This window comes from Pseudomonas sp. MN1F, from assembly GCF_009391885.1.
Taxonomy (GTDB): domain Bacteria; phylum Pseudomonadota; class Gammaproteobacteria; order Pseudomonadales; family Pseudomonadaceae; genus Aquipseudomonas.
Genome location: NZ_VZII01000009.1, coordinates 349,856 through 372,723, shown reverse-complemented (window position 1 = coordinate 372,723; position 22,868 = coordinate 349,856). Strand labels below are relative to the sequence as shown.

The following is a 22,868-nucleotide window of genomic DNA, read 5'->3' as shown; positions in this document are numbered from 1 at the left end:
GTCACGCAAGGGTTTCTTTTTGGTTGGCATACATGCACCTCTTACTCATGTTATGCCCGAACACAAAATTTCTGACACCCTCTCGGCATCGTTGTGGCGACTACCTACCCACTTGAACACTGCCTAGATCGGTACCCATAAGCAAGGACGATAGAATCAGGAAGACCATACTAGGCCAAAACAACAGGCCTAACGACATCCATAGCCAGTTCGCAACTGTGAAAGTCGAATTGACTGCCCCGCTAATATCTCCCTCAGCACAATTTATAGCCCGCTGCACCCTCATTACAAACCAGGCATTCAGTACCGCCAACAAGAGTTGCAAGCAAACAATGGCATAGAGATTTTTAGTAAAAAGCCCGTGAGTCAAGAAAAACGGAAGCGCGCCAGTAGCGATGAGGCCCAAGGTAAGTGCAAGCGGCGACCATTGATACTTTCTCCCTGAAAAACGAAGCTTCTTATCCACACGTTTCAGCAGCGCATAAATAAAAAATACATCGAAGAATGCACGCACGAGGGGTAACACTCGCTCTCCAGAATACTTTCTGTGCGATGCCCAGCTACGATAGAAACAATAAAGCCAATACCAACCAAATGTAAAAAAACTAACGACAGCAATCTTCTTTAACGACACTGTAAAAAATTGCTGCCCCTCAGCAGCCGGGACCTTTTCTTGCTCTAGCATCATCAGCAACTCTTGGCGTGAATAGAGCTTGCTATTGGATACTTATTCCGCCTGAAAATATGCCATACGCTTCCGAGGCATAAGTAAGACTTTTCCGATAGCTGCACACTCTCTAAATATGCTGGCTGTGACCAACCATCATCTGGATCAATCATGGTAGCTACCCCAATGAGCCACACCTAGACTCGGCTGACGCCCGCTTAAGGACCGCCCCCTATGCCCGAGACCCTGCTCAGCCCCCGCAACCTCGCCTTCGAACTCTACGAAGTCCTCGACGCCGAAGCCCTGACCCAGCGCCCGCGCTTCGCCGAGCACAGCCGCGAAACCTTCGATGCGGCCCTGACCACCGCGCGCACCATCGCCGACAAGTACTTCGCCCCGCACAACCGCAAGGCCGACGAAAACGAGCCGCGCTATGTGGACGGCCGCGCCGAACTGATCCCCGAGGTGAAGCCGGCCGTCGATGCCTTTCTCGAAGCCGGCTTCCTCAACGCCAATCGCGATTTCGACGTCGGCGGCATGCAGTTGCCCAGCCTGGTCTCACAGGCCTGTTTCGCCCACTTCCAGGCCGCCAATGCCGGCACCACGGCCTACCCCTTCCTGACCATGGGCGCGGCCAACCTGATCGAGAGCTTCGGCAACGAAGAGCAGAAGCGCCTCTACCTGCAGCCGATGATCGAAGGCCGCTACTTCGGCACCATGGCGCTGACCGAACCCCACGCCGGCTCGTCGCTGGCCGATATCCGCACCCGTGCCGAACCCGCTGGCGATGGCACCTACCGGCTCAAGGGCAACAAGATCTTCATCTCCGGTGGCGACCACGAGTTGTCGGAGAACATCGTGCACATGGTGTTGGCCAAGCTGCCGGACGCGCCGCCCGGCGTTAAGGGCATTTCGCTGTTCATCGTGCCGAAGTACCTGGTTAACGATGACGGCAGCCGTGGCCCACGCAACGACGTGCTGCTGGCCGGGCTGTTCCACAAGATGGGCTGGCGCGGCACCACTTCCACTGCGCTCAACTTTGGCGACAACGGCCAGTGCGTCGGCTACCTGGTCGGACAGCCGCACCAGGGCCTGGCCTGTATGTTCCAGATGATGAATGAGGCACGTATCGGCGTCGGCATGGGTGCGGTGATGCTCGGCTACGCAGGCTATTTATACTCCCTGCAATACGCTCGCCAGCGCCCCCAGGGCCGCATGCCGGACAACAAGGACCCGCAAAGCCCCGCCGTGCCGATCATCGAGCACACCGACGTGAAGCGCATGCTGCTGACGCAGAAAGCCTACGTAGAAGGCGCCTTCGACCTGGGCCTGTACGCTGCGCGCCTGTTCGACGACACCCACACCGCCAGCGACGAAAGCGCACGCAGGCAGGCCCAGGAACTGCTCGACCTGCTGACCCCGATCGTCAAGTCCTGGCCCTCGACCTTCTGCCTCAAGGCCAACGAACTGGCGATCCAGATTCTCGGTGGCCACGGCTACACCCGCGAGTACCCGGTGGAGCAGTACTACCGCGACAACCGCCTGAACCCGATCCACGAAGGCACCGAGGGCATCCAGTCGCTCGACCTGCTGGGCCGCAAGCTGGCGCAGAACAACGGCGCCGGCCTCAAGCAACTGATTCGCCTGATCGCTGCGACCGCAGAGCGCGCCAGCCAGCATCCGGGCCTGGACAGCTTGCGCCAGCCACTGGAGCAACTGGTCAACCGCCTGCAAACGGTAACCTTGGCCCTGCTCGGCGACCTGGCACAGGGCAAGATCGCCGGCGCCCTCGCCAACTCCGCCTTGTACCTCAAAGCCTTCGGCCATAGCGTGATCGGCTGGCGCTGGCTGGAACAGGCGATCCACGCCGAGCTTGGCCTGCTCAGGGGCAGCGCTGCCGACCGCGATTTCTACCTCGGCAAGCTGCAGGCCGCGCGTTATTTCCTGACCTGGGAAATCCCCGCCTGCCATAATGACCTGGCATTGCTCGAGGCGCGCGACGACACTTGCCTCGCCATGCAAGACGGGTGGTTCTAGGGGGAGCCACCGTGAAAACGGAGGCTTTCAGATGTTCGATTCCAGCGCCCTGCTGCGCCAGCGCTTTGCCGCGCTGCGCAGTACGGCCGAGTTGTTTTCCCTGCGCCATGTGAAACAGTCGCACCAGGCGCTTTCGGTTCGTCGCAATGTGGCCGAACCGCCGATCTTCAGCCACGACGAAGGCGCCATGCTCACGGTGCGGGTCAAGGGCGTGGAGGCCTATGCGGCCACTGCCGACGTGTCCCAAGCCGGCCTGCAACGGGCACTGGAACAAGCCGAGGCACTGGCGCGACAGATCGCCAGGCACAGCCTGCTCGACCTACGCGAACAACCGGTAACCAGCGCTCGTCACGACCACATCTCACCCAACTTCGACCAGCCAGTACCGAGCCTGGCCGACTGCCTGGGCCTGCTCGCCGCCGAATCGGCCAGCGTGCCCAAGGACAGCCGCCTGGTGGACTGGCAGGCCAGCCTTGGCCTGACCCTGGTCGAGCAGACCTACCTGAACTCGGCCGGCGCCGCGCTGCGCCATGCCCAACGCTTCCTGTTCCCGGGGCTGAGCGTCACCGCCAGCGACGGCCAGGACAGCCAGAGCCGCAGCCTGGGCCGCGACAATTTCGGCCAGCAAGGCGGTTTCGAAATCGTCGAGCGCTGTGGCTTGGTCGGTGCTGCCCGCCAGATCGCCGACCAGGCGCTGCAGCTGCTGCTGGCGCCGAACACCCCCAGCGGTGCCCGTGACCTGCTGCTGATGCCCGACCAGATGATGCTGCAGATCCACGAATCCATCGGCCACCCGCTGGAGATGGACCGCATCCTCGGCGACGAGCGCAACTACGCTGGCACCAGCTTCGTCAAAGCCAGCGACTTCGGCCACCTGCAATACGGCTCCAGCCTGCTCAACGTGACCTTCGACCCGACCATCAGCGAAGAGCTGGCCAGTTACAGCTTCGATGATGACGGGACCGCCGCCAGCAAGCAGTTCCTGATCCGCAACGGCCTGCTCCTGCGCCCGCTGGGCGGCGCCCTGTCGCAGTTCCGTTCGGGCCTGGATGGCGTTGCCAACAGCCGCGCCTGCGGCTGGAACCGTGCGCCGATCGACCGCATGGCCAACCTCAATATCGAACCGGGCGACCAGTCTCTCGACCAGCTGATCCGGGGCATCGAGCACGGCATCCTGATGCGCACCAACCGCTCCTGGTCCATCGACGATGCGCGCAACAAGTTCCAGTTCGGCTGCGAATGGGGCCAGCTGATCGAGAACGGCGAGCTCAAGGGCATCGTCAAGAACCCCAACTACCGCGGCATCTCCGCGCAGTTCTGGCGCAACCTCGCGGCGGTCGGCGACCGCAGCACCTTCCAGGTCCTGGGCACGCCCAACTGCGGCAAAGGCGAACCCAACCAGGTGGTGCGGGTCGGGCATGCCTCGCCCGCCTGTGTCTTCAGCCACATCGACGTATTCGGAGGCGACGCCTGATGAAAGCTGTTTTCGAAGCCCTGATCGCGCAGCTGCGGCATGCCCTGCACGCCGACGAACAATTCACCCTCGGCTACAGCGCCGAACAGTCGCAATTCGTGCGTTTCAATCACGCCAAGGTGCGCCAGGCCGGCGAAGTGAGCCAGGCCAGCGCGCAACTGCGGCTGATCCGCGATGGCCGCCAGGCAGAACAGCAGGTGACCCTGAGTGGCGATGCGCGACTTGACCAGCAACGCCTGATCGCAGCCTTGGAGCAGTTGCGCCAGACCTTGCCACTGCTGGCCGTCGACCCGTACCTGAGCCTGGACGAAAGCGCATGGCACAGCCACAGCCAACAAGAGCAGCCGTTGCCCGCGCTGAGCGAAGTACTGGCCCTGCTCGATCGCGAGGCCGGTGACCTGGACTTGGTCGGCATCTACGCCGCCGGCCCCATTTGCCGGGGCTTCGCCAGCTCGTTCGGGGCTATTGGCTGGCACCAGGCCAACAGCTTCAACTTCGACTGGAGCCTGTTCCACGAAAACGGCGAGGCGGTTAAGGCCAACTATGCTGGCCAACTGTGGAGTGCCGAGGACTTCACCGCCCGCCTGCGCCTGGCACGGCAACAGCTGGGTTTTCTCGGCCGCCCGGCAGTAACCCTCAAGCCCGGCAGCTACCGCGCTTACCTGGCACCCGCGGCCATGGACGAAATCGCCGGCATGCTCTGCTGGGGGGGCTTCTCGGCTCAGGCCCTGGCCACCGGCAACAGCGCCCTGCAGCGCCTGTACAACGGTGATGCGCAACTGCACCCGCTGGTGAGCTTCAGCGAGCAGGTCAGCGGCTCGCTGAGCCCGGCATTCTCCGACGAGGGCTCACCGCGCCTGGATGTGCCGTTGATCCAGCAGGGCAACGCGATGCAGCGGCTGGTCAGTGCCCGCAGCGCCGCTGAGTTCGAGTTGCTGGCCAATGGTGCCGACAGCTACGAGTCGCCGTGCGCGCTGAGCCTGGCGCCAGGTAGCCTGCCCAGCGAGCAGATCCTTGAACGGCTTGGTACCGGGCTGTATATCAGCAACCTGTGGTACCTGAATTACTCTGACCTGCCAGCGGCACGCATGACCGGGCTGACCCGTTTCGCCACCTTCTGGGTGGAGAACGGCGAGATACAGGGACCGGTGAGCACCATGCGCTTCGATGACAGCCTGTACAGCCTGCTGGGCAGCCAGCTGGAGGATCTGACCCGCGAGCGCGAGATGATCCTGTCGACCAGTACCTATGGGCAGCGCAGTACCGGGTCGAGTCATCTGCCTGGAGCGCTGGTCAAAGCGCTGACCCTGACATTGTGATTGGCAGTACCGGCCTCTTCGCGGCTTCAGCCGCGAAGAGGCCGGTACAGACAGAAGAGGACGTCATGCCCGATCGAGCACCGCTGGACCCGACCACCGCCCGCTGGCTGCCCTGGGTGGTGGCCATCGCCTTCTTCATGCAGTCCCTGGACGGCACCATCCTCAACACCGCCCTGCCGGCCATGGCCCGCTCGCTGGCCGAAGACCCGCTGCGCATGCAGGGCGTGATCATCGCCTACATGCTCACCGTGGCCCTGCTGATTCCCGCCTCCGGCTGGATCGCCGACCGCTTCGGTACCAAGCGCATCTTCTTCGGCGCCATCCTGCTGTTCAGCTTCGGTTCGCTGCTGTGCGCCACCGCCAACAGCCTCGGTTTCCTGGTCTTCGCCCGCATCGTGCAGGGCCTGGGCGGCGCGCTGATGCTGCCGGTCGGGCGCCTGGTGGTGCTGCGCGCCTACCCGCGCACGGAGCTGGTGAGGATCATGAGCTTCATCACCATCCCCGGCCTGCTCGGCCCGCTGCTGGGCCCGACCCTGGGCGGCTGGCTGGTGGAAATCCTCAGCTGGCACTGGATCTTCCTGCTCAACCTGCCGGTCGGTGCGCTGGGCTGCTATGCGGTGTGGAAGTTCATCCCTGACTTGCGCGGCGCCGAGCGCACCCGCTTCGACGGCCCCGGGTTCATCCTGTTCGGCGCGGCGATGGTACTGATCACCATCGCCATGGAAGGCCTGGGCGAGCTGCACCTGCCGCACCTGCGGGTGATGTTGCTGCTGTTCGCCGGCATGGCCTGCCTGGCCGCCTACTGGCTGCGCGCCGGGCGCGACCCAGAGCCGCTGTTCTCGCCCAGCCTGTTCCGCGTGCGCACCTTCGCCATCGGCATCCTCGGCAACCTCTTCGCGCGCCTGGGCAGCGGTGCCCTGCCGTTCCTGGTGCCGTTGCTGCTGCAGGTGGCGCTGGGCTACTCGCCGGCCCAGGCCGGCATGAGCATGATTCCGCTGGCCGCGTCAGCGATGCTGGCCAAGTCCGTTGCCCGGTCACTGATCGAACGGCTGGGCTACCGCATCGTGCTGACCGGCAACACCTTGCTGCTGGGCATGCTGCTGGCCAGCCTGGGCCTGGTCGACGAGCAGACTCCGTATGCCCTGCTGCTGGTGCAACTGGCCCTGCTCGGCGCCGTCAACTCGATGCAGTTCACGGCGATGAACACGGTAACCCTGATCGACCTTGACGACGCCAGCGCCAGCAGTGGCAACAGCCTGCTGTCGGTGGTCGCGCAGCTGTCACTGAGCCTCGGCGTGGCCTGCGCCGGTGCCTTGCTCGGCGGCTTTACCGCAGCGGGCAGTGCCGAGGGCGTGGAGACTACGTTGGGCGCGTTCCAGCTGACCTTCGTCACCATCGGCGTGATGGCCATGCTGGCGGCGGCGATCTTCCTGCAACTGTCGCCGACGGACGGAAGGCGTGCCCGTCGTCCGGAACAACACATGGAGTCGTAGGGCGAATGGCCACGAGGCTGGTAGACTATGCGACATTTTTCGCTTTGCACCACAGGCCCGCCTCGTGACCACCGAATCCACCGCCTTTGCCACCCTGCCGCTGTCCACCGCCATGCTGGCCAACCTGGACGCCCTCGGCTATGCCTCGATGACGCCGATCCAGGCCCAAAGCCTGCCCGTCATCCTGCGCGGCCAGGACCTGATCGCCCAGGCCAAGACCGGCAGCGGCAAGACCGCCGCCTTCGGCATCGGCCTGCTCAACCCGATCAACCCGCGCTACTTCGGCTGCCAGGCGCTGGTGCTGTGCCCGACCCGCGAGCTGGCCGACCAGGTGGCCAAAGAGCTGCGTCGCCTGGCCCGCGCCGAGGACAACATCAAGATCCTCACCCTTTGCGGTGGCGTGTCGCTGGGCCCGCAGATCGCCTCGCTGGAGCACGGTGCACACATCATCGTCGGCACCCCGGGGCGCATCCAGCAGCACCTGGACAAGGGCACCCTGGTGCTCGACGGCCTGAACACGCTGGTGCTGGACGAAGCCGACCGCATGCTCGACATGGGCTTCTTCGACGCCATCGCCAGCATCATCGGCAAGACCCCGTCGCGTCGCCAGACCCTGCTGTTCTCGGCCACTTACCCGGCCGGCATCGAGCAGCTGGCCGCCGACTTCATGCGCAAGCCGCAGCAGGTCAAGGTCGAAAGCCTGCACACCGACAACCAGATCGAGCAGCGTTTCATCGAGATCGACCCGCAGCAACGTCTGGACGCCGTCACTCGCGTGCTTGGCCACTACCGCCCGCAATCGTGCGTGGCGTTCTGCTTCACCAAGCAGCAGTGCGAGGACGTGGTTGCCCACCTGACCGCCAAGGGTATCGTCGCCCAGGCCCTGCACGGTGACCTGGAGCAGCGTGACCGCGACCAGGTGCTGACCATGTTCGCCAACCGCAGCAGCTCGGTACTGGTGGCCACTGATGTGGCGGCTCGTGGCCTGGACATCGATGGCCTGGACATGGTCATCAACGTCGAGTTGGCGCGCGATGCCGAGATCCATGTGCACCGCGTCGGCCGTACCGGCCGTGCCGGTGAAAAAGGCGTGGCGGTCAGCCTGGTGGCACCAGCCGAAGGCCATCGTGCCCAGGCCATCGAAGACCTGCAGAAAAGCCCGCTGCGCTGGGACCAGCTGGACAACCTGAAGAACCAGGGCGGCGCGCCGTTGCTGCCACTGATGAGCACACTGTGCATCGCCGCCGGGCGCAAGGACAAGCTGCGTCCAGGCGACATCCTGGGTGCGCTGACCGGCGATGCCGGGATCCCGGGCAAGCAGGTGGGCAAGATCGCCATCTTCGACTTCCAGGCCTTTGTGGCAGTTGAAAGGCCTTTGGCCAAGCAGGCCATGCAGCGCTTGAACAGCGGCAAGATCAAGGGCCGGGCCCTGAAAGTTCGTATCGTCTGACCTATTTTGGGGCTGCTTTGCAGCCCATCGCCGGCAAGCCAGCTCCCACCGGATCTCCACAGGCCTCAGGCCAGGTGCATTCCCTGTGGTAGCTGGCCTGCTGGCGATGGGGCGTGCAGCGGCCCCGGCTATTTATGAGGTAACACCGTGCACTCCACCGACGTGATCATCCTCGGCGCCGGCGCCGCCGGCCTGATGTGCGCCCAGCTCAGCGCCCGCCGTGGCCGCCGGGTGCTGCTGCTCGACCACGCCAACAAGCCCGGCAAGAAGATCCTCATGTCCGGCGGCGGACGCTGCAACTTCACCAACCTGTACACCGAGCCGGCCAACTTCCTTTCGCAGAACGCGCACTTCTGCAAGTCGGCCCTGGCCCGCTACACCCAGTGGGACTTCATCGAGCTGGTGAGCAAGCATGGCGTGCCCTACCACGAGAAGAAGCTCGGCCAGCTGTTCTGCGACAACAAGGCCAGCGACATCCTCGACATGCTGCTGGCCGAATGCGACGACGCCGGCGCCGAAATCCGCATGCACACCAGCATCGAACACATCGAGAAAACCGAAGCTGGCTACCTGCTGCAGACCAGCGGTGGCCAGTTCGCCTGCCAGTCGCTGGTGATCGCCACCGGTGGCCTGTCGATCCCGACCCTGGGCGCCACCGGCTTCGGCTACCAGGTGGCCCGCCAGTTCGGCCACAGCCTGCTGCCGACCCGCGCCGGGCTGGTGCCATTCACCATCACCGAGCCCCAACTCAAGGCACTGTGCACCGAGTTGTCGGGCACTTCGCTGGACTGCACCGCCAGCTGCAACGGCACCAGCTTCCGCGAGAACCTGCTGTTCACCCACCGCGGCCTCAGTGGCCCGGCGATCTTGCAGATCTCGTCGTTCTGGGAAGCCGGCGACACGGTGGAAATCAACCTGCTGCCCGACCGCGATGCGCTGACCTGGCTGCAGCAGATGCAGGCCGAGCGCGCCAACGCCGAACTGAAGACCGTGCTGGGCGAAGTGTTCACCCGCAAGCTGGCCAACCTGCTGGCCGAGCAGTGGTTCGAATCGCGGCCGATGAAGCAGTACACCCCGGCGGAACTGGCGCAGATCGCCGAAAAACTGGCGAACTGGCAGGTGGTGCCGGCCGGTACCGAAGGCTACCGCACCGCGGAAGTCACCCTCGGTGGCGTGGACACCCGCGAAGTGTCGTCCAAGACCATGGAATCGCTGAAAAGCCCCGGCCTGTACTTCATTGGCGAAGTGCTCGACGTCACTGGCCATCTGGGCGGTTTCAATTTCCAGTGGGCCTGGGCATCTGCCAACGCCGCTGCGCAGTTCGTGTAGAGTAGAATCCATTCAGCAGCACGGAACGCTTCTTGCTGGCCGTGCTGCAATGCATTCATTCGATCACTGCCTAGCAGGCCATCATGTCATCGAGTTCGTTCCGTCAGTCACTGCGTCGCCTGTGGGGCCAAGACAAGTTCAGCTACAGCATCCGGGTCACCATCGCCCTCACCGGCAGCCTGGCCCTGTGCTGGTACCAGAACGAGATGGCCCTGCTGATTCCGCTGTTCCTCGGCATCATCGCCAGCGCCCTGGCCGAGACCGATGACAGCTGGCAAGGCCGCCTCAGCGCCCTCGCCGTTACCCTGCCCTGCTTTGCCATCGCCGCACTCGCGGTCGAGCTGCTGTTCCCCTACCCTTGGGTCTTCGTCATCGCCCTGGCGCTGGCAGCGTTCGGCCTGACCATGCTCGGCGCCCTGGGCGAACGCTATGGCGCGATTGCTTCGGCGACGCTGATCACCTCGGTGTACACCATGATCGGCGTGGACCAGCGTGGCGGCCTGGTCACCGACTTCTGGCACGAACCGATGCTGCTGGTAGCAGGCGCCGCCTGGTACGGCCTGCTTTCGGTGCTGTGGCAGGCGCTGTTTTCCAATCAGCCGGTGCAGCAGAGCCTGGCCAAGCTGTTTTTCGAACTCGGCAGCTACCTCAAGCTCAAGGCCAGCCTGTTCGAGCCAATCCGCAACCTCGATGTCGAGGCCCAGCGCCTGGCGCTGGCGCAGCAGAACGGCAAGGTGGTGGCGGCGCTCAACGCGGCCAAGGAAATCATCCTGCACCGGGTCGGCAACAGCCAACCGAATTCCAAGGTCAGCCGCTACCTCAAGTTGTACTTCCTGGCCCAGGACATCCACGAACGGGTCAGCGCCTCGCACTACCCTTACAACGCCCTGAACGAAGCGTTCTTCCACAGCGACGTGATGTTCCGCTGCCAACGCCTGCTGCGCAAACAGGGAGCCTCCTGCCAGGAACTGGCCCGTTCGATCCGCCTGCGCCAGCCTTTCGTGCTGGCCAGCGGCTTTGCCGAGGCCCTGGAAGACCTCAACGCCTCACTGGAACACCTGCGCGTCCAGAGCAACCCGGCCTGGCGTGGCCTGCTGCGTTCGCTGCGCGCCCTCGCTGCCAACCTGGCGACCCTCGACCGCCTGCTCAGCGCCGCCAGCAATCCCGACAGCCTGGCCGATGCCAGTGACAGCAGCCTGCTCGACCGCTCACCACGCAGCCTGAAGGACGTGTGGACGCGCCTGCGCACCCAGCTGACGCCGACCTCGCTGCTGTTCCGCCACGCCCTGCGCCTGCCGCTGGCGCTGTCGGTCGGTTACGGCATGGTGCACCTGATCCACCCGACCCAAGGCTACTGGATCATCCTCACCACACTATTCGTCTGCCAACCCAACTACGGCGCCACCCGGCGCAAGCTGGTGCAGCGGATCTTCGGCACAGCGATTGGCCTGACTGTCGGCTGGGCGCTGTTCGATCTGTTCCCCAACCCGGTCATACAGTCGCTGTTCGCAGTGGCTGCGGGCGTGGTGTTCTTCGTCAACCGCACCACCCGCTATACCCTGGCCACTGCAGCGATCACGCTGATGGTGCTGTTCTGCTTCAACCAGATCGGCGATGGCTACGGCCTGTTCCTGCCGCGCCTGTTCGACACCCTGGTCGGCAGCCTGATTGCCATCCTCGCGGTGTTCCTGTTCCTGCCAGACTGGCAGGGCCGGCGCCTGAACAAGGCGCTGGCCAACACCTTGGCCTGCGCCAGCGTGTATCTGCGCCAGATCATGCAGCAGTACGCCCACGGCAAGCGCGACGACCTCGCCTACCGACTGGCCCGGCGCAACGCCCACAACGCTGACGCGGCGCTGTCGACCACGCTGGCCAACATGCTCATGGAGCCGGGGCATTTCCGCAAGGAGGCCGATGTCGGCTTCCGCTTCCTGGTGCTGTCGCACACCTTGCTCAGTTACCTGTCAGGGTTGGGCGCACACCGCGATACGGCATTGCCGGCAGAGGTGCAGGAGCAATTGATCGATGGCGCCGGGCAGAGCCTGGCCAATAGCCTGGATGAGATTGCCAATGGCCTCGCGGCGCGGCTGCCGGTGGCGATACACAGTGATGCCGAAGAGGCGCTGGCCGATGCCCTGGAGCAGATGCCGGAAGAGCTGGATGAGCACCAGCGGCTGGTGCAGACACAGCTGGCGTTGATCTGCCGGCAGCTGGCACCGTTGCGGACCTTGGCAGCCCACCTCATCAAAGAGGCACCCGCGGCCTGAGCTGCGCAAGGTCAGAAGCCATGCTCACGTAGCAGCCGCGCATAGCTGCCATCGGCCTTCATCCCTGCGATAGCCTGCTCGAACCGCTCGACGATCTGCTGGTGGTCGGGGTGCTTCAGGCTCACCAGAATATGCAGGGTATTCTCCGCCAGCAGCGGCTCCACCAACGTCACGCCATCGCGCACTTCCTGCGACTCGCGCTGCAGGTTGTAGCGCGCCACGTACTCATCTTCCACGGCCAGGTTCACTCTGCCGGCTGCCAGCATGCGCACGGCGGTCGAGAAGTTGCGCACCTCCACCTTGTGCAGGCGGGTATCGCCATCGAACGCAGGTGAATAGGCATAGTCGCGCACGACTGCGATGCTGTAGGGATAAAGGTCGCCCTGATTCTTGTAGCGGAACGTGTCGCCCTTGCGCTTGAGCAGGCGAATGCGATTGTTCAGGTAGCCCTTGGAGAACTGCCCGATCTGTTTGCGCGCGTCGTTGTACCAGGCGTTGATGAGCACGTCGTAGCGCCCCTCGCCAATGCCCATCAACGCCCGCGCCCAAGGCACTTCCTCGTAGCCGCTGGCATACCCGGCGCGGGCCAGCGCCGTGCTGACCAGGCGGGTGGCCAGGCCACCACCTGGCAGGGTGCTGTCGGTGAACGGCGGCCAGTTGTCGGCCACCAGCCGCAGCCTGTCCTGGCCAAATGCAGGTGCTGCCAGGAACACGCCCAGCAAGCCCAACGCGCAAAGCAGCGGCCGCATGCAGAAGTCCTTTTGCAGTGGGAGGCACACGCTGTGAAAGGTGATTGGCCAATGAGATTACACAAAGCCGCTGCCTGGGGCAGCGGCCAATAATGTCATTTAGCCTCTATTTTGGCCGTGCTGCGAAAATTTGCGATGATCAGCCATCATTTTCAGGAGTTATCACCATGTCGATCCACTGGCTTTGCAAGCATCACTCCGACCTCGACAAACATGAGCTGTACGCCATCCTGCAACTGCGTACCGCCGTGTTCGTGGTCGAGCAACGCTGTGCCTACCAGGAAGTCGATGGCCAGGACCTGACAGGCGATACCCTGCACCTTATGGCCTGGCAGGATGACAAGCTGGTGGCCTACCTGCGCCTGCTCGATCCGCAGTCGCAGGGCGGCGATGTGGTTATCGGGCGAGTGGTGACCGCACCTGAAGTACGCGACCTGAAGCTTGGTCATCCGCTGCTGCTGAAAGGGCTGGAAGCAGCCGGGCACTGCTGGCACGGAACGCCGGTCTATCTGTCAGCGCAAGCGCACCTGCAAGGGTTCTATGCCCGGCACGGCTTTGAAGTGGTGGGTGAGCAATACCTTGAGGATGACATCCCGCATATCGGCATGCGCAAGGTCATGGATATCCCAGTACTTCCCTGACCTGCCGCAGGTGCTGGATGATCCACTGCTTGTCGATCGCCCCCCAGTCATGGATGCGGTAATGCCCGGCATGGTTGCGCGCACCTTCCTGCTGCTCGAACTCGCAGACGATGTCCAGGTCGGCGAGTGCGGCGATGGTGTCCTGAGCCGTACGCCGTGGCATGCCGGTGGCCTCCATCAGCGCCGGCACGCTGGTGGCGGTCTGGCTGTCGATCAGCCAGGCCACGTACAGGCGACGGTAGAAACTGCTCTTGGTCTTGCTCACATCCATGCTGCGTAATCCTTACAGGTTGCCTGGCAACTCCCGGTAGGTCAGGTAGACGCGCAGGTCGAATTCCAGTTGGTGGTAAGCCGGCTCCATGTGCTGGCAGAGCTGGTAGAACGCCTTGTTGTGATCGCGCTCGCGCAAGTGCGCCAGCTCGTGCACCACGATCATGCGCAGGAACTCGGGCGCCGCCTCCTTGAACAGCGAGGCAATGCGGATTTCCTTCTTCGCCTTGAGCTTGCCGCCCTGTACCCGCGAAACCGCGGTATTGAGCCCCAGGGCCCGATGGGTCAGGTCCAGGCGGTTGTCGAACAGCACTTTGTCGAGGTTTGGCGCGCTGCGCAGGTATTGCTGGCGCAGGTCCTGGGCATAGCCGTACAGCGCCTTGTCGCTCTGCACGTCATGGCGCCCGGGGTAGCGGCGCTGCAGGTACTCGCCCAGGCGGTCGCTGTCGATCATCTGCCGCACCTGCTCCTGCAGGTGCGGTGGGTAGGCTTGCAAATAGCGTAATACGGTCATGGCACGGCATTCGGCGTAACGAATGCCGATTCTAGCCAATCACGGCCGCTGCCAGGGAAAAATCGCCGGGAAGCCCGTGGCGTCGGTCGCCGTCATCGGGTGCGCGACCAGAAAACCCTGAACGTAAGCGCAACCGTTTGCCTTCAGCCACGCAGCCTGGGCCTGTGTTTCAACCCCCTCTGCGATCACGGTGATGCCGTAGTCTGCGCACAGGACGATGACACTGCGCACCAACGCGGCATCCACCGCCGAGTCCGGCAGGCGCGCCACCAGATGGCGGTCCAGCTTCAACGTGTCGATGGGCAGGTCGCGCAGCATGCGCAGCGAACAGTCGCCCGCGCCGAAATCATCCAGCGCCACCCGCACGCCCAGCTCGCGCAGGCGGTGAATCTGCTTGATCGCCGTGTCGATGTTGTACATCAACGAGGTCTCGGCCACCTCGACCTCCAGTTGCGCCGGGTCGAGCTGGTAATCCTGGATCACCCGCTGCAGTTCATCGACCAGGCTGGGCATGGAGAACTGCGCGCGGCTCAGGCTGATACCCAATACCAGCTCCGGGGCGAAACGCTGGCACCAGGCCTGACGCTGGGCGGCGCCTTGACGGTAAATCCAGCTGGCCAGTCGGTTGATCAGCCGCGCCTCTTCCAGCAACGGTATGAACAGCCCGGGCGGCACGTCGCCAACACTGGGGTGCTGCCAGCGCAGCAGGGCCTCGAAACCCCGTAGCTGGCCATCGGCAAAGGCCACCTGGGGTTGGTACACGAGGCTGAAATCCTGGGCCTCGATGGCATTGCGCACACTGTCCTCAAGCATCAGCCGCGAGCGGGCGCGACCATTGAGCTCCTGATCATAGAAGCGATACTGCTGGCGGCCGGCCCGCTTGGCGGCATACATCGCCGTATCGGCGGCGCGCAGCAGGCCTTCGACATTGCCGCCACAGTCGGGGTAGGTGGCGATGCCGATGCTGACACCCAGGCACACATCCAGCCCGTCCACCTGCTGCTGGATCGACACCCGCTCAAGCAGTTTCTCGGCATAGCGCCCGGCCTGTTCCGGGTAGGGCAGGCCATCGAACAGTGCAGTGAACTCGTCGCCGCCCATGCGCGCCAGCAGGGCCTCGCTGCCAAGGCAGTCCTTGATCTGCTCGGCCACCCAGTGCAGCACCCGGTCACCGGCCTCATGGCCCAGTGAGTCGTTGATCCGCTTGAAGCCATCGAGGTCCATGTACATCAGGGCCTGGCTCTTGTTCGAGCGCTCGCCGCGCAGCAAGGCGCCTTCGGCGGCCTGGTAGAACCCACGACGGTTGAGCAGCCCGGTCAAGGGGTCGGTCACCGCCTGGTATTCGAGCTGCTGGTGCAGATTGCGCTCAACCGACATGTCCAGCACCGTGACCACCATCGCCTGCTGCTCTGCCGGCAACGGCGCACACGACAGCGCCACGGGCAGCAGCTGACCACCCGGGGTGCGCAGGTGGGCATCGTGGACCCGCACGATCTGCCGGGCGAGATACGCGCTGTGGAACTCGGATTCGCTCCACAGGGTGGCGTTGGCCAATTGCAGCAGATCGAGCAGGTGGCCCCCCTGCAGTTGTTCGACCGGGGTATGCATCAAGCGCGAAATTGCCGGGTTGGCGAAGCTGATGACACCTTCGGCATCGACCACCAGGATGCCTTCGGCGGCATTTTCCAGAATCGAGGCGTTGAACGCCCGGGCAGCCTCAAGTTCGCGGGTCAGCCGCTGCAACATGCGCCGGTTGCGCTGCTGGTCCAGCTGCGCCTGCACCTTGGGCTTGAGAATCTGTGGATCGAACGGCTTGAACAGGTAATCCACCGCACCACTGGCATAGCCCTTGAGCACGGCGGCATCGGACTGCTCGTTGGCGGTGAGGAAAATGATCGGAGTCAGCCGGGTTCGCTGGCTGCCGCGCATCAGGCGGGCGACTTCAAAGCCGTCCATTTCGGGCATCTGCACATCGAGCAGGACCAGATCGACTTCGTGTTCGAGCAACGTACCCAAGGCTTCCATCCCTGAGCTTGCCGTCAACACTTGCCAATCGTTGCGCGCCAGCAAGGCCCGCATGCTGATGAGGTTTTCCGGGTAATCGTCTACCACCAGGAGAACCGATTGGCCATCCAGTGGTTGAGGGTAAGCGCCATCCATGCTGCTTCTCTTGTTTGACCGACTTCGACTTGCTATTGGATCCGATTAATACTCTAGACCTGCAGTTGCGACAAGCAATGCAATCAGATCGCTATCAATGGATAAGTTTCACGGTAGCCGACTAACGGTCGCCTTGCAGCTTTTTCGACGCATAAAAAAACCCGCATCGCTGCGGGTTTTCTTCTTACACCTGTGGATCAGTTGACCTTGGCGGCCAGCTCACCCTTCAGATAGCGCTGGAACATGCCTTCCAGGGAGATCGGCTTGATCTTCGAGGCATTGCCGGCAGTGCCGAACGCTTCGTAACGGGCGATGCACACGTCACGCATGGCCTTCACGGTTTCACCGAAGAACTTGCGTGGGTCGAACTCGCTCGGGTTCTGTGCCATCAGGCGGCGCATGGCACCGGTGGACGCCAGGCGCAGGTCGGTGTCGATGTTGACCTTGCGCACGCCGTGCTTGATGCCTTCGACGATCTCTTCGACCGGTACGCCGTAGGTCTCTTTGATGTCGCCGCCGTACTGGTTGATGATCGCCAGCCACTCTTGCGGTACCGAGGAAGAACCGTGCATCACCAGGTGGGTGTTAGGGATGCGCTTGTGGATTTCCTTGATGCGGTCGATCGCCAGCACGTCACCGGTAGGCGGCTTGGTGAACTTGTAGGCACCGTGGCTGGTGCCGATGGCGATGGCCAGGGCGTCGACCTGGGTCTTCTTGACGAAGTCGGCGGCTTCTTCCGGGTCGGTCAGCATCTGGCTGTGGTCCAGCACGCCTTCGGCACCGATGCCGTCTTCTTCACCGGCCATGCCGGTTTCCAGCGAACCCAGGCAGCCCAGCTCGCCTTCCACCGAAACGCCGCAGGCGTGGGCCATGGCCACGGTCTGCTGGGTAACGCGGACGTTGTACTCGTAGTCGGTCGGGGTCTTGCCGTCTTCACCCAGCGAGCCGTCCATCATCACCGAGCTGAAGCCCAGCTGGATCGAGCGCTGGCAGACATCAGGGCTGGTGCCGTGGTCCTGGTGCATGCACACCGGGATGTGCGGGAATTCTTCGATGGCGGCCAGGATCAGGTGGCGCAGGAATGGAGCACCGGCATATTTGCGGGCACCGGCCGAAGCCTGGACGATCACCGGGGAGTCGGTCTTGTCGGCCGCTTCCATGATGGCGCGCATCTGCTCGAGGTTGTTGACGTTGAAAGCCGGAACGCCGTAACCGAACTCGGCGGCGTGGTCCAGCATCTGGCGCATGCTAATGAGTGCCATTGTGTATCTCTCTCCCGACAAGCGTCGTTTGTTTCGTGCAAGCCTGCCGCAGGGGCGGTTGCTGTTCAAGTAGTGTGGGCCGCCTGTGCGGCCCGGCCAGTCACGGTGCCTTGCAGCCCCGCCCAATCAGATCGTTGGTTGCCACCCAGTACACCAGGCCTTCTTCGCCCTTGGTGTGAAAGGCCAGCACGCCATCGCTGTACAGCGCGCCAGAGGCGCCCGGCTCGGCCTTGAGCCGATAGACCTGATCACCGCCGCCGAGGCGTACGTCAACCTGGTCCCGTTGAGCATCAGCGAAGCGCCACAGCACCTCGACCTGGGTGTCACAGACCCAGCGGGTCCAGTTGTCCGCCGGGGCGGAAGGTGCAGGCTGCATCAGTGAGCATCCTGCCAGTGTCGCCAGGGCCATCGAGGCCAGCAGCGCTTTCATTACATATCCTCTAGATGACCACACAGCGGTCGCTTGGTTGCCTGCCCCGACGAAACGCTTGGTTCGGTCTTTCTCTTCAAGGGCAACCCGGCGCCTGGTGCTGGTGTTCTTCGTCGTACTTTTCCAGGCCTTGCGGGCCTACGCGCTTGCTGATGACCGGCACGGTCTCGGCCTGCCACTCGGACTGGTAGCACCCGCCCTTGGGCGGGTGCGCCGGGTCGGCATCCGAAGACGGGCTGCTGGAGCAGGCGCCCAGCAGGCCGGCCAGGATCATCACAGGCAATTGCTTGACCATCAGGTCGCTCCCTTTGCCAGGCGCCGCCATTGTCAGGCTTTTGCCCGCTCTTCCAGGATCGCCACGGCTGGCAGCACTTTGCCTTCGACGAACTCGAGGAAGGCACCGCCACCGGTAGAAATGTAGGAGATATCCTTGCTGACGCCATATTTGTCGATGGCAGCCAGGGTATCGCCACCACCGGCGATGGAGAACGCAGCGCTTTCAGCGATGGCCTTGGCCAGCACCTGGGTGCCGTTGCCGAACTGGTCGAATTCGAACACGCCGACCGGGCCGTTCCACAGAATGGTCTTCGACGACTTCAGCAGCTCGGCGAAATTGGCAGCGGTCTGTGGGCCGATGTCGAGGATCATGTCATCGGCGGCTACGTCGGCGATGGCCTTGACGGTGGCTTCGGCGTCTTCGGCGAACGCCTTGGCCACCACCACGTCGACCGGCAGCGGCACACTGACCTTGGCGGCGATGGCTTTGGCGGTTTCGACCAGGTCAGGCTCGTACAGCGACTTGCCAACCGGGTGACCGGCAGCAGCCAGGAAGGTGTTGGCGATGCCGCCACCGACGATCAGCTGGTCGCAGACGCTGCTCAGGCTGTTCAGCACGTCCAGCTTGGTCGATACCTTGGAGCCGGCGACGATGGCCGCCATCGGCTTGGCCGGGGCTTTCAGGGCCTTGCCCAGCGCGTCCAGTTCGGCAGCCAGCAGCGGGCCAGCGGCAGCGACCTTGGCGAATTTGGCGACGCCATGGGTGGAGCCTTCGGCGCGGTGAGCAGTACCGAAAGCGTCCATCACGAACACGTCGCACAGTGCGGCGTACTGCTGGGCCAGTTCGTCGGCGTTCTTCTTCTCGCCCTTGTTGAAGCGTACGTTCTCGAACAGCACCAGGTCACCGGCGCTGACCTGAACACCGCCCAGGTAATCGGCAACCAGCGGCACGTCGCGGCCCAGGGCCTTGCTCAGGTAGTCGGCTACCGGCTTGAGGCTGTTCTCGGCAGAGAACTCGCCTTCGGTCGGGCGGCCCAGGTGCGAGCAGACCATTACCGCCGCACCCTTTTCCAGGGCCAGCTTGATGGTCGGCAGCGCTGCCAGGATACGCGCATCGCTGGTTACCACACCGTCCTTCACAGGTACGTTGAGGTCTTCGCGGATCAGTACGCGCTTACCTTGCAGGTCGAGGTCGGTCATCTTCAACACGGTCATGAATGCAGTCCTTCAGGGCTGTTTGCTGCGGGTTGGGTGGACGACGTGCAGATAATGTTCGGCTACGTCGAGCATACGGTTGGCAAACCCCCATTCGTTGTCGAACCAAGCCAGCAGGTTCACCAGGCGTGGGCCTGAGACGCGGGTCTGGCTGGCATCGACAATGGCCGAATGCGGGTCATGGTTGAAATCACAGCTGGCGTGAGGCAGCTCGGTGTAGGCCAGCAAGCCTTTGAGCGGGCCGCTCTGCGCCGCCTCGCGCAACACCCGGTTGACCTCGGCCGCACTGGTGTCGCGGGCGGTCTGCAGGGTGATATCCAGGCACGAGACGTTGACGGTCGGCACGCGTACCGCTTTGGCCTGGATTCGCCCGGCAAGTTCCGGAAGCAGGCGTTCGATGCCGCGCGCCAGGCCAGTGGATACCGGGATCACCGACTGGAAGGCCGAGCGCGTGCGGCGCAGGTCCTCGTGATGATAGGCGTCGATCACCGGCTGGTCGTTCATCGCCGAGTGGATGGTGGTGATCTGCACGTACTCGATGCCGAATGCCTGGTCCAGCACGCGCAGCAGCGGTACGCCGCAGTTGGTGGTGCAGGAGGCGTTGGACACCAGGCGTTCGTTGCCCGTCAGGCAATCCTGGTTGATGCCATAGACCACGGTGGCGTCGACATCGGCCTCGCTGGCCATCGGCTGCGAGAACAATACGCGCGGCGCGCCGGCATCGAGGAAACGCTGGCCATCGGCGCGGGTGTGGTAGACGCCGGAGCACTCCAGCACCAGGTCGACACCCAGGGCGGCCCAGTCGATGCCTTCGGGGGTGGCACTGCGCATGACTTTCACGCAGTCGCCATTGATATGCAGACAGTCGCCGTCGACCTTCACCTCGCCGGGGAATCGCCCGTGGGTGGAGTCGAAGCGTGTCAGGTATTCGATGCTGGCCTGATCGGCCAGGTCGTTCAGCGCAACGATCTCGAAACCGGCCTTTGCCCCCCGCTCGAACAGTGCGCGCAGGACACAGCGGCCGATGCGGCCGTAACCGTTGAGTGCAACTTTGTAGGGACGCGGGTGGGGCATTCGTTGGCTCGCTAACGCATGATGGCTATTGGGGCCGCCATGCGGCCCATTCGCGACACAAGGCCGCTCCCACAAAGACCGCGATGCAAGCGGACCCTGTGGGAGCGGCCTTGCGCCGCGAACGAGGGCCTACGGCCCTCGCCTTGCCTGTATCAGTCTTCCAGCAGCTCTTCGGCGGTGCCCAGGATGTTTTCCAGGGTGAAGCCGAATTCCTCGAACAGTGCAGCAGCCGGAGCCGATTCACCGTAGGTGGTCATGCCGATGATACGACCTTCCAGGCCCACGTACTTGTACCAGAAGTCCGCGTGGGCGGCTTCGATGGCGATACGTGCAGCGACTTCGACCGGCAGTACCGACTGCTTGTAGGCAGCGTCCTGGGCGTCGAACACGCTGGTGCAAGGCATGGAAACCACGCGCACCTTGCGGCCCTGCTCGGTCAGCTTGGCGTGTGCCTGAACGGCCAGGCCCACTTCCGAACCGGTGGCGATCAGGATCAGCTCAGGCTCGCCAGCGCAATCCTTGAGCACGTAGCCGCCGCGGCTGATGTCGGCGATCTGCTGCGCGTCGCGCTCCTGGTGCTGCAGGTTCTGACGCGAGAAGATCAGCGCCGATGGGCCGTCCTTGCGCTCCAGGGCGTTTTTCCAGGACACGGCCGATTCGACCGCGTCGGCTGGGCGCCAGGTGTCCAGGTTCGGCGTGCTGCGCAGGCTGGTCAGCTGCTCGATCGGCTGGTGAGTCGGGCCGTCTTCGCCCAGGCCGATGGAGTCGTGGGTGTAGACGTGGATCACGCGCTGCTTCATCAGTGCCGACATGCGCACGGCGTTGCGGGCGTATTCCATGAACATCAGGAAGGTCGCGCCGTAAGGCACCAGGCCACCATGGAGGGCGACGCCGTTCATGATGGCGGTCATGCCGAACTCACGCACGCCGTAGAACACGTAGTTGCCGCTGGCATCGTTGGCTTCGACGCCCTTGCAGCCCTTCCACAGGGTCAGGTTGGAGCCGGCCAGGTCAGCCGAACCGCCGAGGAACTCAGGCAGCATCGGGCCGAAGGCGTTCAGCGCGTTCTGGCTGGCCTTGCGGCTGGCAATGGTTTCACCCTTGGCAGCCACTTCATTGATGTAGGCCTGGGCCTTCTCGCTGAAGTCGGCCGGCAGCTCGCCGCTGTCACGGCGTTTGAACTCGGCAGCCAGCTCCGGGTAGGCCTTGGCGTAGGCGTCGAAACGCTGGTTCCAGGCGGCTTCGGCCTTGGCACCGGCAGCCTTGGCATCCCACTCGGCGTAGATCTCGGCCGGGATTTCGAACGGACCGTGGTTCCAGTTCAGTTCCTTGCGGGCCAGGGCGATTTCGTCGTTGCCCAGCGGTGCGCCGTGGCAGTCTTCCTTGCCCTGCTTGTTCGGCGAACCGAAGCCGATGATGGTCTTGCAGCAGATCAGGGTCGGACGGTCGCTCTTGCGCGCAGTCTCGATGGCCATCTTGATCTCGTCGGCATCGTGACCGTTGACGTTGCGGATGACCTGCCAGTTGTAGGCTTCGAAACGCGCCGGGGTGTTGTCGGTGAACCAGCCGTGCACTTCGCCGTCGATGGAAATGCCGTTATCGTCGTAGAAGGCGATCAGCTTGTTCAGGCCCAGGGTGCCGGCCAGCGAGGCGACTTCATGGGAGATACCTTCCATCATGCAGCCGTCGCCGAGGAACACATAAGTGTTGTGGTCGACGATGTTGTGGCCGTCACGGTTGAACTGGGCGGCCAGCACTTTCTCGGCCAGGGCGAAGCCCACGGCGTTGGCGAGGCCTTGGCCGAGCGGGCCGGTGGTGGTCTCGACGCCTGGGGTGTAGCCGTATTCCGGGTGGCCCGGGGTGCGGCTGTGCAGCTGGCGGAAGGCCTTGAGGTCGTCGATCGACAGGTCGTAGCCAGTCAGGTGCAGCAGCGAATAAATGAGCATCGAGCCGTGGCCGTTGGACAGCACGAAGCGGTCGCGGTCGGCGAAGTCCGGGTTGCTCGGGTTGTGCTTCATGTAGTCGCGCCAAAGCACTTCGGCGATATCCGCCATGCCCATGGGGGCACCTGGGTGGCCGCTGTTGGCCTTTTGCACGGCATCCATGCTGAGTGCACGAATGGCGTTGGCACGTTCACGACGGCTGGGCATCGCTTATCTCCTGGGGCTTGAATAGGTGGTGTCACGAAAAAGGCGGCCATTTTCGCCCACTGCAGGGGCTGGGGGCAATGACGGATGGTCG

The 22,868-nt window shown here is 63.6% G+C and carries 19 protein-coding genes; 8 read left to right on the top strand and 11 right to left on the bottom strand.

The features are described 5' to 3' along the window. Positions 1 to 100: 100 nt before the first annotated feature. Positions 101 to 688, bottom strand: coding sequence for a hypothetical protein (locus F6X59_RS07520; protein ID WP_152955670.1), 588 nt, complete (start codon positions 686 to 688; stop codon positions 101 to 103). A gap of 213 nt (positions 689 to 901) precedes the next feature. Here F6X59_RS07520 and F6X59_RS07515 point away from each other — a divergent pair, with 213 nt between their 5' ends. The 7 genes from F6X59_RS07515 to yccS all read left to right on the top strand — a co-directional run bounded on the left by F6X59_RS07515 (position 902) and on the right by yccS (position 12,036). After that, on the top strand, positions 902 to 2,704 hold the full coding sequence (locus tag F6X59_RS07515; protein ID WP_152955669.1) for an acyl-CoA dehydrogenase: 1,803 nt from the start codon (positions 902 to 904) through the stop codon (positions 2,702 to 2,704). Between the two features lie 31 nt (positions 2,705 to 2,735). Further along, positions 2,736 to 4,178: a TldD/PmbA family protein gene (locus tag F6X59_RS07510; RefSeq protein WP_152955668.1), complete on the top strand. Its 1,443-nt coding sequence runs from the start codon at positions 2,736 to 2,738 to the stop codon at positions 4,176 to 4,178. Further along, positions 4,178 to 5,497: a TldD/PmbA family protein gene (locus tag F6X59_RS07505; protein ID WP_152955667.1), complete on the top strand. Its 1,320-nt coding sequence runs from the start codon at positions 4,178 to 4,180 to the stop codon at positions 5,495 to 5,497. The genes F6X59_RS07510 and F6X59_RS07505 overlap by 1 nt, the downstream gene beginning before the upstream one ends. Positions 5,498 to 5,562: 65 nt before the next feature. After that, positions 5,563 to 6,990, top strand: a complete 1,428-nt coding sequence (gene mdtD / locus F6X59_RS07500; protein WP_152955666.1) for a multidrug transporter subunit MdtD — start codon at positions 5,563 to 5,565, stop codon at positions 6,988 to 6,990. 112 nt (positions 6,991 to 7,102) lie between these two features. After that, positions 7,103 to 8,440, top strand: coding sequence for an ATP-dependent RNA helicase DbpA (gene dbpA, locus F6X59_RS07495; protein WP_256669124.1), 1,338 nt, complete (start codon positions 7,103 to 7,105; stop codon positions 8,438 to 8,440). Positions 8,441 to 8,587: 147 nt separating this feature from the next. Next, positions 8,588 to 9,769 (top strand): NAD(P)/FAD-dependent oxidoreductase, encoded by a 1,182-nt coding sequence (locus F6X59_RS07490; protein ID WP_346653734.1) that lies wholly within the window; start codon positions 8,588 to 8,590, stop codon positions 9,767 to 9,769. Positions 9,770 to 9,852: 83 nt separating this feature from the next. Beyond that, positions 9,853 to 12,036, top strand: a complete 2,184-nt coding sequence (gene yccS / locus F6X59_RS07485) for a YccS family putative transporter (protein WP_152955665.1) — start codon at positions 9,853 to 9,855, stop codon at positions 12,034 to 12,036. A gap of 11 nt (positions 12,037 to 12,047) precedes the next feature. On the opposite strand, the gene F6X59_RS07480 is transcribed toward yccS, so the two are convergent. Next, positions 12,048 to 12,785 carry an ABC transporter substrate-binding protein gene (locus tag F6X59_RS07480; protein WP_152955664.1) on the bottom strand — a complete coding sequence of 246 codons (738 nt, stop codon included), beginning with the start codon at positions 12,783 to 12,785 and terminating at the stop codon, positions 12,048 to 12,050. Positions 12,786 to 12,952: 167 nt separating this feature from the next. On the opposite strand from F6X59_RS07480, the gene F6X59_RS07475 reads away from it, so the two are divergent. After that, complete coding sequence (locus F6X59_RS07475) at positions 12,953 to 13,426, top strand: GNAT family N-acetyltransferase (protein WP_152955663.1); 474 nt, start codon at positions 12,953 to 12,955, stop codon at positions 13,424 to 13,426. Here the strand turns inward: F6X59_RS07475 and F6X59_RS07470 are convergent. The 9 genes from F6X59_RS07470 to tkt all read right to left on the bottom strand — a co-directional run bounded on the left by F6X59_RS07470 (position 13,401) and on the right by tkt (position 22,777). Further along, positions 13,401 to 13,697, bottom strand: a complete 297-nt coding sequence (locus F6X59_RS07470; RefSeq protein ID WP_152955662.1) for a helix-turn-helix domain-containing protein — start codon at positions 13,695 to 13,697, stop codon at positions 13,401 to 13,403. The genes F6X59_RS07475 and F6X59_RS07470 overlap by 26 nt on opposite strands. A gap of 12 nt (positions 13,698 to 13,709) precedes the next feature. Continuing rightward, positions 13,710 to 14,210: a M48 family metallopeptidase gene (locus F6X59_RS07465; RefSeq protein WP_027920691.1), complete on the bottom strand. Its 501-nt coding sequence runs from the start codon at positions 14,208 to 14,210 to the stop codon at positions 13,710 to 13,712. Between the two features lie 39 nt (positions 14,211 to 14,249). Then, on the bottom strand, positions 14,250 to 16,370 hold the full coding sequence (locus F6X59_RS07460) for a bifunctional diguanylate cyclase/phosphodiesterase (protein WP_152955661.1): 2,121 nt from the start codon (positions 16,368 to 16,370) through the stop codon (positions 14,250 to 14,252). 197 nt (positions 16,371 to 16,567) lie between these two features. Continuing rightward, positions 16,568 to 17,632 carry a class II fructose-bisphosphate aldolase gene (fba, locus tag F6X59_RS07455; protein ID WP_008093958.1) on the bottom strand — a complete coding sequence of 355 codons (1,065 nt, stop codon included), beginning with the start codon at positions 17,630 to 17,632 and terminating at the stop codon, positions 16,568 to 16,570. 100 nt (positions 17,633 to 17,732) lie between these two features. Beyond that, positions 17,733 to 18,062, bottom strand: coding sequence for an MliC family protein (locus tag F6X59_RS07450; RefSeq protein ID WP_152955660.1), 330 nt, complete (start codon positions 18,060 to 18,062; stop codon positions 17,733 to 17,735). 76 nt (positions 18,063 to 18,138) lie between these two features. Continuing rightward, a complete protein-coding gene (locus F6X59_RS07445; RefSeq protein ID WP_152955659.1) occupies positions 18,139 to 18,357 on the bottom strand; it encodes a hypothetical protein in 219 nt (72 codons plus the stop codon). 32 nt (positions 18,358 to 18,389) lie between these two features. Further along, the gene (locus F6X59_RS07440; protein WP_152955658.1) at positions 18,390 to 19,553 is read right to left on the bottom strand and encodes a phosphoglycerate kinase; all 1,164 of its coding nucleotides are present in this window, start codon (positions 19,551 to 19,553) and stop codon (positions 18,390 to 18,392) included. Between the two features lie 12 nt (positions 19,554 to 19,565). Then, a complete protein-coding gene (gene epd / locus F6X59_RS07435; RefSeq protein WP_152955657.1) occupies positions 19,566 to 20,627 on the bottom strand; it encodes an erythrose-4-phosphate dehydrogenase in 1,062 nt (353 codons plus the stop codon). A 152-nt stretch (positions 20,628 to 20,779) separates the two neighbouring features. Next, positions 20,780 to 22,777 (bottom strand): transketolase, encoded by a 1,998-nt coding sequence (tkt, locus tag F6X59_RS07430; RefSeq protein ID WP_152955656.1) that lies wholly within the window; start codon positions 22,775 to 22,777, stop codon positions 20,780 to 20,782. Positions 22,778 to 22,868: the final 91 nt, after the last annotated feature.